The sequence below is a fragment of the Nocardia sp. bgisy134 genome (genome assembly GCF_057708325.1).
This window is the reverse complement of sequence record NZ_JBYIRW010000009.1, coordinates 265,434-278,820: the sequence shown is the minus strand read 5'-3', so window position 1 is coordinate 278,820 and position 13,387 is coordinate 265,434. Positions and strand designations below refer to the sequence as shown.

Below are 13,387 nucleotides of genomic sequence, written 5' to 3'. Positions count from 1 at the left end.
AGTCGACTACCGGTTCTGCGAATAGCAGTGTTCGTGAAACTGTGAACACTCACCAGACACGAATTCCTGTGGCGCTCAGGGGAGGACCTCAGCTACCGGGAAACCCTGGCGGCAGCGGTTGGAAGGCCGCGTTGAACCTCGGCCCCGGCGGCAGTCCCCGCAGGATCGCGTTGGTCCAGGCGACCGCCGGAATCCAGCCGGTCACCGCGTTGGTGATGTGCTCGGGCACCGGCACCGTGTAGAAGCGCAGATCCGCGCCGCGCTCCCAATAGGATTCGACGGTCGGCAACACGGTCGAGGGCGGGATCAGCTCGTCCCACATGCCGTGCCACCAGAGGATCGGCGTGTCGGGAATGTGCTTGCCGAGGCTGTTCTCGGCGAGCACGCGCAGGATCTCCGGCGAGGTCTCCAGCGATTTGCCCGGCTGGTAGTACTCGCTGACCGGCCGGTACACGCCGGTGAGCGCGGCGGTGTACACGCAGCGGTTCTGGAGATCGGCGACGATCGCCTGCCCCTCCGGGGTGAGCAGTTCGTCGACCCGGAACACCTCCGGGTACTCCTTGGCGAACGAGGCGAGGCCGAGCCACATCGTGAAACTGCTGGTTCCGGTCAACCCCGGCTGCCTGGCCGTGGCGTACCGGGCCAGCTCGATCAGGTTGCCCGGCGTCCCGCCGATCGTGGTGCCGAGCAACCGCACGTCGGGGGCGTAACCGGCGCGCAGCTCGGCGGCGCGCAGCGATCCGGAGCCGCCGCCGGAGTACCCGTACAGCGCGATGCCGGAATCGGCGAGTCCGAGCGCCGGGTCGTTCTTCAGCGCGCGCAGGCTGTCGAGGACCATCTTGCCCTCGTCGTAGGTGTTGAACGTGTTGAACTTGCCGTCGAAGTCGGGCACGTTCAGCGCGAAGCCCTGCGCGAGCCAGAACTGGGCCAGCGCGGCCTCTTTCATCGTTCCGACCTGCAACGTGTAGGAGGGATTGCACGCCGAATCGCTGGCATCGATCGCCTCCTGGAACGACAGCACCGGGCGCGGGCTGCCCTGCCAGGGAATGCCGGGGACGAGCACGCTCGTCGCGGTGACGATCGCGTTGTCGTGGACGTCGTTGGTGCGGAACAGGATCTGCTTGGTGTAGACCGGAAAAGGAATGCCGAGCAGCCGGGTCTGCACCTCCCTGGTGCGCACGATCTGGCCCGGCTGGTAGTCGGCCAGGTCCGGCGGATCGTTGTACCACGGGTCGCGGTCCGGCGGCAGAATCGGCAGCAGGTCGTACAACTGCGGTTCCGACGGCAGTCGCGGCAATTGATTCTGATCCGGCGGAAACGCGGGCGGAAACACTGGTTCCGCCGCGACGACACCCGCGCCGAGCGTCGTCAAGCACACCGACGAATACACCGCGACCAACTGCCGCAGCAGGCTCTTCCTCATCGAAGCGTCCGTTCGTTCGACCGGCCGTCTGGGTCACGGCCGCCATCGACGACCATTCCACGCGAGATATCGGCGGCTGCCTACCGCCAGACCGACAGCTCTGCTGCCGTGGCACTTGTGCATGTGCACAGAGGCGCAGCACACGCCGTGGAGGTGGACGGCGTCGAGCGGCGGCAGGTGCTAGTCGCGGCCCTCGGGTTCGTAGCGCGGGCCCAGCAGTGCGATGGCGGTCTCCACGGCCACCTCGGCGATATCGGCGATGTCTTCGCCGTCCTCCACGGTGGAGGCGATGAGCTCGCGGAAGCCGCCGTACAGGATGGTGGCCGTCTTCCGCGTCGCGGGATGGACACCACCCGCCCCGAATTCCGGTGTCGCGGTGAGGTTCTGGATCAACGCGATGAACGCGTCGGCGGCGTCGCGGTGCAGTTGCCGCGCGTTCTCGCCGAGCGCGGGGGTGTCGCGAATCCAGGCGAGGGTGATCGTCCGGTCGGTCTTCGACGCGCTCAGCCACGCCTCGATGGCCTGGCGGACCTGTGTCCGCCACGGCGCCTCCGGATCGACGGCGTCGTAGATCTGCCGGATGGTCTGGTTGTTCCGCTCGGTCAGCAGCGCGATGAAGCAGTCCTGCTTGCTGGCGAAGTGCTCGTAGAAGGTCCGCCGCGAGGTGCGCGCGGCCCGGACCACGTCGGCCACCGTGGCGTCGCGGTAGCCGCGCTCGCGCACCGCGTCCGCCATCGCGTCGAGCAGCCTGCGCCGGAATCCGGATTCCGGCGCATGCTCGGCGGCGGTCGTGGGGACGGGCTCGGCACGGGTCACATCGACCAGGTTAGTGACCAGCGGGTCCCGCCAGCATCTCGGAGTCGACGCTGCGCGGCGTCGCTCGCCCGAACCGGATGGTGCCGTCCGCGATCCGGCCGTGACGCAGGGTGAGCACGTCCTGGGCGTAGTTCATGCCGAGCCGCCACGGCGCCCGCGATCCCGCCTTCGGGAACCGGTCCAGCGAACGCAGGACGTAGCCGGCCTGGAAATCCAGCAGCGGTCTGGCGTCCATCGCCGGGTCGGGCACGGGCACGCAGTGGTCATACCCGTGCATGTCCATGTGCCGCAACAGCCGGCAGACGTACTCGGCGACGAGATCGGCCTTCAACGTCCACGACGCGTTCGTGTAGCCGATGGTGAACGCGAAATTCGGCACTCCGCCGAGCATCATGCCCTTGTAGGCCATGGTCTGCGGCAGCGGAATCTCCCGCCCGTCGACGGTGAGGCGAATGCCGCCGAGGGCGAGCAATTGCAGACCCGTCGCGGTCACCACGACGTCGGCCTCGATTTCCGTGCCGGAGGCCAGCAGCACCCCGCGCTCGGTGAACCGGTCGACCCGGTCGGTGACGATCGACGCGCTGCCGTCGCCGATCGCCTGGAACAGGTCGGCATCGGGCACCAGGCACAGCCGCTGATCCCAGGGACCGTAGGTCGGGTTGAAGTGGACGTCCACCTCGTAGCCCTCGGGCAGCTGTTTGACGGTCTGCGTGCGAATGAATTTGCGCATCATCGCGGGCCGCCGCTGGCTGAGCTGATAGATGAGCGTGCCGATGACCACGTTCTTCCACCGGGTGATCGTGTAGGCGCGCCGGTTACCGAGCAGCGTACGCAGCCGGGTCGCCACCGTGTCCACAGTAGGGACGGACATGATGTAGGTGGGGGAGCGCTGCAACATCGTCACGTGGGCAGCGGTACGCGCCATGGCGGGGACCAGTGTCACCGCCGTGGCGCCGCTGCCGATCACGACGACGCGCTTGCCTTCGTGATCGAGATCGTCAGGCCAGTGCTGCGGGTGAACGACCCGGCCGCGGAAGTCCTCGATACCGTCGAACTCGGGGGTGTAGCCGCGGTCGTAGCGGTAGTAGCCGCCGCAGACGTACAGGTACGAGCACGTCATGGTGATCGAGGCGCCGTCGTGTTCGACGGTGAGCGTCCAGCGCGCCGTCCCGCTGTCCCAGGACGCGTCGACGACCTTGTGCCCGAAGCGGATTCGCCGGTCGATGCGCGCTTCCGTCGCCGTCGCGCGCACGTAGTCGAGAATCGCCGGGCCGTCGGCGATGGCCTTGGCGTCGGTCCACGGCCGGAATCGGTAGCCGAGGGTGTGCATATCCGAATCCGAGCGCACGCCCGGATAGCGGAACAGGTCCCAGGTGCCGCCGATCGCCTCGCGCGCCTCGAGTACGAGATACGTGCGGCCGGGGAACGCGGTCTGCAGGTGGTGCGCCGCGCCGATGCCGGACAGGCCCGCACCGACGATCACCACGTCGAGATGGTGGTTCATGTCCGCGCCTGCTTCCGTCCCCTGGCGCGCAGCGTTCGTTCCAGCAGCGCGATCACCGCGAAATAGTGGGTGGGCGTCACCCGCGCCAGCGCGTCGAAGAGGTAAGCGTCCGGGCCGACGAGGATCCGAGCCTTGCCCTGTTCGACACCGTGCCGGATGATGTCGGCCGCCTTCTCGGGCGAGGTCAGCGTGACCGCTTCGAACTCGGCCGCCATCTGCTCTTTGCTGCGCCCGCGCCCCTCGGGATCCTTGCGCATCCTGGCGTTTCGCGCGATGTTCGTGGTGATGCCGCCCGGATGCACTGTCACCGCCGACACCCCGGTGCCCCGAAGTTCCTGGCGCAGTGCGTCGGTGAAGCCGCGGACCGCGAATTTCGCCGCGCAGTAGGCGCTTTGGTTCGGCATCCCGACCAATCCGAAGACGCTCGACGTATTGACGATCACGCCGCTGTCCTGCTCGACGAGCAGCGGCAGGAAGGCGCGCGTGCCGTTGACCACGCCGTCGAAGTTGATCCGGCGCAACCATTCGTCGTCCTCGGCGTCCGCGTCGAGCACCGACGAGGACACCGCGACGCCCGCGTTGTTGAACACCGCGGCCAAGGGCGCGGTGAGCCACTCCCTGACCTCGTCGGCGAAGGCCCGCTGATCGGCCGCGTCACTGACGTCGAGCACGCGGGTGAGGACGGGGCCGGGCAGCGACGCGGCGGTCTCCTTCAGTCCCGCCGCGTCGATGTCGGCGATGGCGACCGGGGACCCGCGGTGCGAGAGATGGTGGGCGAGTGCGCGTCCGATGCCGGAGGCGGCGCCGGTGATCATCGCCGGATGGCCGGACAGTGGCCTAGCGTTTCGGGGCATCGGTGCTCCTGGTGGCTGCGGTGCGGATGTGGTCGTCGATGAGGTCGGCGAGCGCCGGCCAGACGCCCTCCGGCAGGTCGTGGCCCATGCCGGTGAGCGTGTGCAGGCGGGCGCCCGCGATGGCACGCGCGGTGACCGCGCCGCCGGTCGGCGCCACCATGCGGTCGCGATCGCCGTGCAGCACCAGCGTCGGCGCGGTCACCGCGCCCAGTTCGCGAGTTCGGTCGCCGGACGCCAGGATTCCCGCGAGCTGGCGGGCGACTCCGGCCGCCGGTCGCGGATCGCGATCCCATGCGAGCGCCGCCGCCGCGCGCACCGCGGCCTCGTCGAACGGATAGCCCGCGGACCCGATGTGCCGGAACATGCGGACGGCGGCGTCCACGTGCTCGTCGCGGGTGCGCGCCGGTTTGCCGAACATCCGCCGCCACGTCGAAAGCGCCGGGCGGCCGACGCGCGGGGCACCCGTCGTGGACATGATGGAGGTCAGCGAGGCTACCCGCTCGGGATAGCGTGCGGCGACGGTCTGCGCGATCATGCCGCCCATCGACACCCCGACCAGGTGCACAGCATCCATGTCGAGCGCGTCGAGCAGGCCGACGGTGTCGGCGGCCATGTCGCCCAGTCGGTACTGCGCGGGATGCCACCGCCTGCGCAGGAAGCCGAGCGGACTCGGTGGCGGAAACGTGCAGTGGGTGGACTCGCCGACGTCGCGGTTGTCGAAGCGGAGCACCGAATGCCCGCGTTCGACGAGCAGACGGCACAGACCGTCCGGCCAGGAGTGCATCTGCTGGCCGAGTCCGGCGATCAGGACCACCGGTGTGCCGTCCGGATCGCCGAGACGCTGATAGGTGAGGCGGATGTCGCGCCCGACGTCGAGGAGGCCCTCGGTCATGCCGTCACCTCGGCGGCCCGCGCGTCGGTGGAAACGGAAGGGCGCGGCGTTCGCCTGCGCACGACCGCGCGGCCCTTCTTGGCGGGAACCAGTGCCACGCCGCGGAAGTGCGTGCGCTCGTCCGGCGCGTCGGTCGTCTCCAGCGTGAAATCCCTGAGCAGCGTGCGCAGCACGACGTTCATCTCCATCGTGGCGAAGGCCGCGCCGATGCAGCGGCGCGAACCGCCGCCGAACGGGATCCAGGTGAAGGTGCCGGGCCGCACCCCGACGAACCGGTCCGGGTCGAAGGTGCGCGCCCTCGGGAAGAGCTCCTCGTTGTCGTGCATCAGGCGGATGCTCACCAGCACTCGCTGGCCCTTCGGGAGCGTCCAGCGCCCCAACGACATCGTCTCCGCGCGCACCTGACGCCCGGTCGCGTCGACCACGGGACGAACGCGCTGCACCTCGAGCAGGGTCGCCTCGCGCAGCTCCGACCCGCCCGCGTCGACCTCGGCGACCAAGCGCCGCAACACGTCCGGATGCCTGCGCAACCGCTCCACGGTCCAGGCCAGCGTGGTCGCGGTGGTCTCGTGCCCGGCGGTGAGCAGGGTGAGCAGTTCGTCGGCGATCTCGCTGTGGGTCATCGCGGAGCCGTCGTCGTAGCGGGCCTGCAGCATCATCGACAGCACGTCGTCGCGGTCGCCGAGAGCGGGGTCGGCGGCGGCGCGGGCGATGAGTCGCCCGACGATCTCGTCGTAGCTCTTGCGGTGCGCGACGAAGCGGGACCACGGGCCATAACGGCCGAGGAATCCGCGCGGCACTGGCACGGCGGCCAGCGCGGAGGCGACGAGGACAAGCCGGGGCAGCAGGGCGCGCAGTTCGTCGAACTCCCGGCCCTCGGCGCCGAAGACCGCGCGCAGGATCACGTTCAGGGTGATCCGCATCATCGAGTCCATCGTCGCGAACTCGACACCCGACGGCCAGGTCGCCAGCTCGCGTTCGGTTTCCTCCTCGACGAGCGATTCGTACACCGCGAGCCGCCTGCCGTGGAAGGGCGGGGTGAGCAGCTTGCGCTGTTTGCGATGTTCGGCTCCGCGCAACGCGAACAGCGAACCGGGACCGAGGAATTGGCCGAGGTTGACCTCGAAGTTGTCCGCGACGTCGCTGCTCGCGGTGAACAGCGCTTTGACCTCGGCGGGGTCGGAGATCACGACGGTCCGGCCGAATCGTGGTGCGTGGACCGTGAACGCGGACCCGTATTTTCGGTGCCAGTGTCGCCAGGCGCGGGTCCGGCCCGCGAGGATCGCGACGTTCTGGACGAACGGCGGCGTGGATGGTCCTTCGGGCAGTTGCACTGTGCTCATGCGCCATCTCCCAGCGTGGTACTTCGGCGTACCACCCGCACGGTACGCTCATGTACCACGTGTGGCAAGGGTCACATCGATTCGTCGAGGTGGCGCTGACCGAGGGCGGAGTCCCGGACGGCGCGTCGTTGACGAACAGGACGGTCTTCGCTGGGCACCATTGCTTGCTATGGGTGATCCGAGCTCGGAGCTGACTTACGTGGTCGAGATCTCGCTGCCGGGCCGGTTGGACGAGCAGTGGTGGCGGATCAGCAACACCGGCACGCCCGCGCAGACGGCGGCGGCGCTGTCCGAGCTGGCGACGCGGATCTACCGTGACCTGCTCGGGCCGGGCGCGGGCGGCCTGCACCGCGGCCGATGCTGGTACCACTGCCTGGTGTGCGGGCCCGACGGCGCGGTGCTGGACGAGGTGGAGGGGCTCGTGCAGGCGTTCCTGCTGTCAGGCGAGTTGCGGACGGTGTCGGCGACGATCACCTGGCGGGCGCGGCGCCTTGGCGCGGGGCGCTGGAAGGCCGACTGAGGCGCCGGACATCGTTGTCGCGATCACCACCCGAATCCGCGAACCGGGGTGGGCGCCGCACCCGGCGGTGCGGCGTCGGTGACCCAGCCCGCGACCACGCGCGGCTGACCGACGACGGCCAACCGCCCCGCATCCGCGGACACACCGTCATATGCTGCCCCGCGATCGCGGAAAAAACTTCGGCGCGGGTGTCGATCCGCCGCGATCCCCGTTCGACCTATGGGCGAGAGGGTCCGAGCGGGACCCGCACAGCACAGGGAGACAGACCATGAAGTACATGCTGATCATGCGCGCCACCGACGAGGCCTGGGCGGGTATGGCCGACGTCGATTTCGAGAAGATGCTCGAGACCATCGGCAGGTTCAACGACGAGATGATCCGGGCCGGTGTGCTGCTGGCCGCGGAGGGCCTCGACGACGCCGCCGAGGGTGTGGTCGTCGACCACTCCTCCGAGACGCCTGTCGTCACCGACGGCCCGTACGGCGAGACCAAGGAGCTGTTCGGCGGGTTCTACATCCTCAACGTGGCCTCGAAGGAAGAGGCCATCGAGTGGGCCAAGCGGGCGCCGTTGACCGGCCCCGGGCTCAAGACCGAGATCCGCAGGGTCACGACGATCGACGAGTTCCCGCAGGACAACGAGTGGATCCAGAAGGAGCGGGCGTGGCGCGAAGCCACCGGACAGCTCTGAGCGGGCCCTCCGGCGATGGCCGACCACACCGGCCGTGAGGCCGTCGCCGCCGTCTGGCGGATCGAGTCCGCGCGGATCGTCGGCGCGCTCGCGCGCTACACCGGCGACTTCGCGCTGGCCGAGGACCTGGCCCAGGAGGCGCTGGCCGAGGCGCTGGTGACCTGGCCGCGCGAGGGCGTGCCGCGCAATCCCGCCGGATGGTTGCTCACCGTCGGCAAGCGCCGCGCGATCGACGCGTTCCGCAGGCGCTCCGCCCTCGACGAGCGGTACGCCGCGCTCGCCCACGAGCTGGGCGAGGGCGGCGCCGCCTCCGGGGGCGCGCCCGCCGAGCCGGCCGAGGACGTGCTCTGGGACCCGGACCAGATCGACGACGACGTGCTCGCGTTGATGTTCATCTCCTGCCACCCGGTGCTCTCGCGGGAAGCGCGGATCGCGCTCACCCTGCGGGTGGTCGGCGGTCTCACCAGCGACGAGATCGCCAAGGCGTTCCTCGTGCCGACCGCCACCGTGCAGGCCAGGATCACCAGGGCGAAGAAGACCCTGGCGGCGGCCAGGGTGCCGTTCGCGGCGCCCTCGCCCGAGGAGCGGCGCGCCCGGCTCGGGTCGGTGCTGAACGTGGTCTACGTGATCTTCACCGAAGGGTCGACGGCCAGCTCCGGCAGCGATCTGATCCGGCTCGATCTGGCGAGCGAGGCGCAGCGCCTCGCGCGGGTGCTCACCCGCCTGGTGCCGGACGAAACCGAGGCCAACGGCCTGCTCGCGCTGCTCGAGCTGACCGCGGCGCGCTTCCCGGCCCGCACCGCGCCCGACGGCACGCCGGTCCTGCTCGAGCAGCAGGACCGCCGCCGGTGGGACCGCGCGGCGATTCGGCGTGGCCGCGCCGCACTCGCCGCCGCGGAGCGGCTCGGTCGTGGCCTCGGCGCCTACGGCTTGCAGGCGGCGATCGCCGAATGCCATGCCGTCGCGGCATCGGTCGAGGAGACGAACTGGGAGCGCGTCGTGCTGCTCTACGAGGCGCTCGGCAGGCTCGCGCCCTCCCCGGTGATCGACCTCAACCGGGCGGTCGCGGTCTCCATGGCGCACGGGCCCGCAGCGGCGCTGCCGATCGTGGACGATCTGGTAGCCGCTGGGGCGCTGTCGAATTCGCACCTGCTGCCGAGCGTGCGCGGCGAGCTGCTCACCCGGCTCGGTCGCACGGCGGAGGCGCGCACCGAGCTGGAACTCGCCGTGCGGCTGTGCGCCAACGAACGCGAAAGATCGGTGCTGACAGGCAAACTCGCCGTCCTTGGCTGACGCGCCGACACGGAGCGGATGCGGCGGCATTCACTCCGGCAGCGGCGGCAGCTCCAGATTCGCGCGGAAGGTGTCGCCGACGTAGTCGGCGCCGACGATGCCGCGGCGGCGGAGTTCGGGGAGCAGACCGTTGCGGAGGAAGTCGCTGGTGCGCGGGTTGTCCAAGCCGCCGAGGGCGATGACGTCCAGTACGCCCGCGTCGTAGCGTTCCTCGATGGCGTCGGCGAGCTGTTCCGGTGTGCCCGCCGCGGCCCAGTGCCCGGTGTCCTTCGCCGCGATGATCAACTCCCGCAGCGTCTTTCCCGACCTGGCGAAATTGCTGAAGATCTCGACCCGGCCGCGGCGGCGGTGCACCGCGTGCACATCGGGCAGCAGGTGTTCGGGGATCGGTTCGTCCAGCGGCAGCTCGGACAGGTCGACGGCGCCGCCGAGCATGTCGGCCAGCGCGAGGCGCCCGGCGTCGAAGTCGGTGGCCTCCGCACGTTCCCGTACCGCGGCGCGCACCTCGGCCTCGGTGGCGCCGTAGGTGGCGTGGAAGGAGCTCATGATGAACGGAAGCCCTTCGGCGCGACCGAGTTCGGCGGCGCGGGTGCGGATGCGCTTGGTGTAGGTGATGGCGTCGGCCAAGGTGGGCAGCGAGGTGAACACCACCTCGGCGAAGCGGGCGCCGAGCTCGATGCCGCCTTCGGACTGACCGGCCTGGAACTGCACCGGCCGCCGCTGCGGCAGCGGCGGGATGTTCAGCGGGCCGCGCACCGTGAAGTACGGTCCGGCGTGGTCGATCGGACGCACCAGTTCCTGGCGCAGCACCGCGCCGCCGCGGCCGTCGGGGGTCAGCGCGCCCGGCGCCCAGCTGTCGAACAGCGCGTTGACCACCGTCAGGGATTCAGCCGCTCGCGCGTACCGTTCCTCGGGGCTCGGCAGCTCCTGGTCGCCGTAGTTCTCCTCACCCACCGAGGAGGTCACCGCGTTCCACGCGGCGCGACCGTTGCTCACGTGGTCGAGGGTGCCGAACAGACGGGCCAGGTTGTACGGGTGGTGGAAGGTTGTCGTCACCGTCGCGATGAGCCCGACATGCGAGGTCACCGCGGCCAGCGCCGAGACGAAGATCAGCGGCTCCTGCGCGCCGATCGCGCCCTGCGAGCCGAAGCTCAGCAGGTCCGCCGCGAACAGCGCGTCGAACTTCTCGGCCTCCGCGATCTTCGCGATCTCCACCGCGGACGCCAGCGTGGACCGTCGCGGATCCACCGCCGCCCCGTACACGTCCGGTGAGCCACTGACCCCCGTGACGATCTTCAAAGGCCGCCGTCGCCCACCCACACTCATGCCTGCACCTCGCTGGCGCTCGGCTCCGGCATGCGCGAGGCGCGCTGGCACACGATTCGCTCACTCCGTTCGCTCATGCGGCCGACGCTAGTGGGCCGCACCGAGCCGGACACCGGTTCCGATCACCGAGAGCCGAATCGCGGCGACCATCGGGACGAGCAGGGCAAGGTCGCCGATCTCACCCGCAACGGGTGAGGCGCCATCGGCGCGGCGGACCTAGCGTCGGCGTACCCGCGCGAATCGAGCAGCGAAGGAGCAGGTCATGGCCGCAATCCCGCTCGGGGCGAGCACCGCGTTCGCCACCTCGCGCCCAGCCTTCGCGGACTGACCGGACCAGGGCGGAAGACGATGCGAACGCCGCGGCGACGGCCGACGGAGGCGCGTGCCGTGCGGCCACCGGCCGCCACCGCGGGGATCTGGGCCATTCCGCGCGGTCTCGTCGTGCTGCTCGCCGCGGCGAGCGCGGTGGTCGCCGTCGGCGGGATCAAGGCGTTCGCGGGCATTCTCGGGCCGGTGTTCCTCGCCCTGATGCTGACCATGGCCGTCCAACCCCTCCAGACGTGGGCGCAGCGGCGCGGGCTGCGGCCGTGGGTCGGCATGGTCGTCGCCCTCGTCGCGGTCGTGTCGATTCTGATCGGGCTCATCGGCGCGGTGGTGGTGTCGGCCGCGCAGTTGGCCACCGAGTTGCCCAACTACAGCGACCGAGCCGACGAATTGGTGGACCGGCTGCGCGATGCGCTGGCCGGCGCCGGGGTGAGCCCCGAAGAGATTCAGAACATGCTGAATTCGCTCGACATCGGCAAGGTCGTCGGCGTGCTGGAATCGGCGCTGCGCGGGCTGCTCGGCGTCTTCTCGAATCTGTTCTTCGTGTTCGCGCTGCTGGTGTTCATGGCGTTCGACGGCATGGTGATCGACAAGAAGATGACGTTCGTCGAGCGCACCAGGCCCGAAATCGCGTATGCCCTTTCCGCTTTCGCGCTCGGCACGCGCAAGTACCTGCTCGTGTCGACGGTGTTCGGCCTCATCGTCGCGGTGCTCGACGGCGCCGCGCTGTGGTTGCTCGGCGTGCCGCTGCCGCTGCTGTGGGCGCTGCTGTCGTTCATCACGAACTACATCCCGAACATCGGATTCATCATCGGACTGATACCGCCCGCGCTGCTCGCCCTGCTGGACGGCGGGGTCGGGCTGATGCTCTGGGTCATCGTGGTCTACTGCGTCATCAATTTCGTCATCCAGTCGGTGATACAGCCGAAGTTCGTCGGTGACGCCGTGGGTTTGAGCGTCACGGTGACCTTCCTGTCGCTGGCGTTCTGGTCCTGGGCGCTCGGCCCGCTCGGCGCGCTGCTGGCGATCCCGCTCACGCTGCTGGTCAAGGGCGCCCTGTTCGACATCGACCCCACCACGCGCTGGGCCAATGTGCTGATCGCCGAAAGAGCGCCGGACACCGGGGAAGCGGAAGTCTCCGAGGATTCGAAGGGCAGCGAGGATTCGAAGGGCAGCGAGGATTCGAAGGGCACCGAGACGCCCGGCAAAGACACCGAGACGCCCTCGACCTGAGCCGCCGTCTCACCCGCGACGTATGACGAACACCGAGTGTCCTCGCTCTACCGTGTCCCGGATTGGCGCGGTACTCGGAGATCTGCCCCTGCTGGCGGTCTCGATTGTGGCAGCTGTTCAGCGGTCCTGCGCGACGCGGAATCCGAGGTTGCCCGTCGAGGAGACCGGTTCGCTGCCCTGCCGCGCGGAGACGCGATACCGGCGGCAGTAGGAGCGATGGCAGAGATAGGAGCCGCCGCGCATGACCCGGCCTGCTCCCGTCGCGGGGCCGGTGGGATCGCGGTCGGGGCTGTGCCGGTAGTAGTCGCGGGCGTACCAGTCGGCGCACCACTCCCACACGTTGCCGGTGACATTGTGCAGGCCGAAGTCGTTGGGCGCGAAGGCATCGATCGCGACGGTGCCGAGGTGCGCGCCGGGGTCCGTGCGCGGGAACCGGCCGCGGAAGACGTTCATCCGAGGCTGCCCGTCCGGTTCGAGGTCCGGCCCCCAGGGAAAGGAGTCGGCCGATCCGGCCCGCGCGGCGTACTCCCATTCGGCTTCCGTCGGCAGCCGCGTGCCCGACCAGGCGCAGTAGGCCTGGGCGTCGTTCCAGGAGACGTGCACCACCGGATGGTCGAGGACGTCGTCGATGCGCGATCCCGGACCCGAGGGGTGGCGCCAATCGGCGCCTTCCACCTGCCGCCACCACGGTGCGCCCACCACGCTCCTGGTCGGCGGCGCGTCGTCGGGGAGCAGACCGGCGAAGACGAACGACCACCCGTACCGCTCGGCGTCGGTGCGGTGACCGGTCGCGTCGACGAAGGCGGCGAAGGCGGCGTTGCTGACGGTGTACCGGTCGATGGCGAACGAACCGACGGTCACCTGGTGGCGGGGACCTTCTCCGTCGCCCGGATAGGCCCATGCGCTCTCGTCGCCCATGAGGAATTCTCCGCCGGGCAAGAGGATCAGCGTGGCGGGAGCGTCGCCCTCGGACTCGGTCTCGGTCGGCGCGCCGGGAAGGACCGTTCGTCGAGCGTTCGGCGCGCAGCATCCCCCGGGCTCGTCGTGATGGCGGTGTTCCATGGCCGTCCTCTCCGCTATCGCCTCGGCCACCGAGGGTCGGTCTCGGAGGCCGGACGCCGGAACGCATGGTCCGAACCGATCGGAATCGAGTGAATTCCGGTCGAAACAG

General features: G+C 69.8%; 12 protein-coding genes. 4 read left to right on the top strand and 8 right to left on the bottom strand.

The window, feature by feature from the left end; genetic code table 11:
• Positions 1 to 88: 88 nt before the first annotated feature.
• The 6 genes from AC3ERS_RS18350 to AC3ERS_RS18325 all read right to left on the bottom strand — a co-directional run bounded on the left by AC3ERS_RS18350 (position 89) and on the right by AC3ERS_RS18325 (position 6,832).
• Positions 89 to 1,423 (bottom strand): lipase family protein, encoded by a 1,335-nt coding sequence (locus AC3ERS_RS18350; RefSeq protein ID WP_431969028.1) that lies wholly within the window; start codon positions 1,421 to 1,423, stop codon positions 89 to 91.
• A 180-nt stretch (positions 1,424 to 1,603) separates the two neighbouring features.
• Positions 1,604 to 2,239, bottom strand: a complete 636-nt coding sequence (locus tag AC3ERS_RS18345; protein ID WP_431969026.1) for a TetR/AcrR family transcriptional regulator — start codon at positions 2,237 to 2,239, stop codon at positions 1,604 to 1,606.
• Positions 2,240 to 2,249: 10 nt separating this feature from the next.
• Positions 2,250 to 3,743, bottom strand: a complete 1,494-nt coding sequence (locus AC3ERS_RS18340; protein ID WP_431969024.1) for a flavin-containing monooxygenase — start codon at positions 3,741 to 3,743, stop codon at positions 2,250 to 2,252.
• The gene (locus AC3ERS_RS18335) at positions 3,740 to 4,597 is read right to left on the bottom strand and encodes an SDR family NAD(P)-dependent oxidoreductase (protein ID WP_431969022.1); all 858 of its coding nucleotides are present in this window, start codon (positions 4,595 to 4,597) and stop codon (positions 3,740 to 3,742) included. Before AC3ERS_RS18335 ends, AC3ERS_RS18340 begins: the two co-directional genes overlap by 4 nt.
• Positions 4,581 to 5,489, bottom strand: coding sequence for an alpha/beta fold hydrolase (locus tag AC3ERS_RS18330; RefSeq protein ID WP_431969020.1), 909 nt, complete (start codon positions 5,487 to 5,489; stop codon positions 4,581 to 4,583). Before AC3ERS_RS18330 ends, AC3ERS_RS18335 begins: the two co-directional genes overlap by 17 nt.
• Entirely contained in the window at positions 5,486 to 6,832 is a 1,347-nt protein-coding gene (locus tag AC3ERS_RS18325; RefSeq protein WP_431969018.1) for a cytochrome P450, read from the bottom strand. The genes AC3ERS_RS18330 and AC3ERS_RS18325 overlap by 4 nt, the downstream gene beginning before the upstream one ends.
• Before the next feature lie 169 nt (positions 6,833 to 7,001).
• Here AC3ERS_RS18325 and AC3ERS_RS18320 point away from each other — a divergent pair, with 169 nt between their 5' ends.
• From AC3ERS_RS18320 to AC3ERS_RS18310, 3 genes are all read left to right on the top strand, one after another.
• Positions 7,002 to 7,352: a hypothetical protein gene (locus tag AC3ERS_RS18320; RefSeq protein WP_431969016.1), complete on the top strand. Its 351-nt coding sequence runs from the start codon at positions 7,002 to 7,004 to the stop codon at positions 7,350 to 7,352.
• Positions 7,353 to 7,620: 268 nt separating this feature from the next.
• Complete coding sequence (locus AC3ERS_RS18315; RefSeq protein ID WP_431969014.1) at positions 7,621 to 8,040, top strand: YciI family protein; 420 nt, start codon at positions 7,621 to 7,623, stop codon at positions 8,038 to 8,040.
• A 15-nt stretch (positions 8,041 to 8,055) separates the two neighbouring features.
• A complete protein-coding gene (locus tag AC3ERS_RS18310) occupies positions 8,056 to 9,333 on the top strand; it encodes an RNA polymerase sigma factor (protein WP_431969012.1) in 1,278 nt (425 codons plus the stop codon).
• 30 nt (positions 9,334 to 9,363) lie between these two features.
• Here AC3ERS_RS18310 and AC3ERS_RS18305 read toward each other — a convergent pair whose 3' ends face one another.
• The gene (locus tag AC3ERS_RS18305; RefSeq protein WP_431969010.1) at positions 9,364 to 10,659 is read right to left on the bottom strand and encodes an NtaA/DmoA family FMN-dependent monooxygenase; all 1,296 of its coding nucleotides are present in this window, start codon (positions 10,657 to 10,659) and stop codon (positions 9,364 to 9,366) included.
• A 348-nt stretch (positions 10,660 to 11,007) separates the two neighbouring features.
• Here AC3ERS_RS18305 and AC3ERS_RS18300 point away from each other — a divergent pair, with 348 nt between their 5' ends.
• Complete coding sequence (locus AC3ERS_RS18300; protein WP_431969008.1) at positions 11,008 to 12,216, top strand: AI-2E family transporter; 1,209 nt, start codon at positions 11,008 to 11,010, stop codon at positions 12,214 to 12,216.
• A gap of 117 nt (positions 12,217 to 12,333) precedes the next feature.
• On the opposite strand, the gene AC3ERS_RS18295 is transcribed toward AC3ERS_RS18300, so the two are convergent.
• On the bottom strand, positions 12,334 to 13,278 hold the full coding sequence (locus AC3ERS_RS18295) for a formylglycine-generating enzyme family protein (protein WP_431969006.1): 945 nt from the start codon (positions 13,276 to 13,278) through the stop codon (positions 12,334 to 12,336).
• Positions 13,279 to 13,387: the final 109 nt, after the last annotated feature.

What these genes read in the sequence shown, in the direction of transcription:
- AC3ERS_RS18295 (WP_431969006.1), bottom strand. Translation starts at nt 13,278, where the DNA reads ATGGAACACCGCCATCACGACGAGCCCGGGGGATGCTGCGCGCCGAAC.
- AC3ERS_RS18330 (WP_431969020.1), bottom strand. Translation starts at nt 5,489, where the DNA reads ATGACCGAGGGCCTCCTCGACGTCGGGCGCGACATCCGCCTCACCTAT.
- AC3ERS_RS18340 (WP_431969024.1), bottom strand. Translation starts at nt 3,743, where the DNA reads ATGAACCACCATCTCGACGTGGTGATCGTCGGTGCGGGCCTGTCCGGC.
- AC3ERS_RS18325 (WP_431969018.1), bottom strand. Translation starts at nt 6,832, where the DNA reads ATGAGCACAGTGCAACTGCCCGAAGGACCATCCACGCCGCCGTTCGTC.
- AC3ERS_RS18310 (WP_431969012.1), top strand. Translation starts at nt 8,056, where the DNA reads ATGGCCGACCACACCGGCCGTGAGGCCGTCGCCGCCGTCTGGCGGATC.
- AC3ERS_RS18300 (WP_431969008.1), top strand. Translation starts at nt 11,008, where the DNA reads ATGCGAACGCCGCGGCGACGGCCGACGGAGGCGCGTGCCGTGCGGCCA.
- AC3ERS_RS18315 (WP_431969014.1), top strand. Translation starts at nt 7,621, where the DNA reads ATGAAGTACATGCTGATCATGCGCGCCACCGACGAGGCCTGGGCGGGT.
- AC3ERS_RS18320 (WP_431969016.1), top strand. Translation starts at nt 7,002, where the DNA reads ATGGGTGATCCGAGCTCGGAGCTGACTTACGTGGTCGAGATCTCGCTG.
- AC3ERS_RS18350 (WP_431969028.1), bottom strand. Translation starts at nt 1,423, where the DNA reads ATGAGGAAGAGCCTGCTGCGGCAGTTGGTCGCGGTGTATTCGTCGGTG.
- AC3ERS_RS18305 (WP_431969010.1), bottom strand. Translation starts at nt 10,659, where the DNA reads ATGAGTGTGGGTGGGCGACGGCGGCCTTTGAAGATCGTCACGGGGGTC.
- AC3ERS_RS18335 (WP_431969022.1), bottom strand. Translation starts at nt 4,597, where the DNA reads ATGCCCCGAAACGCTAGGCCACTGTCCGGCCATCCGGCGATGATCACC.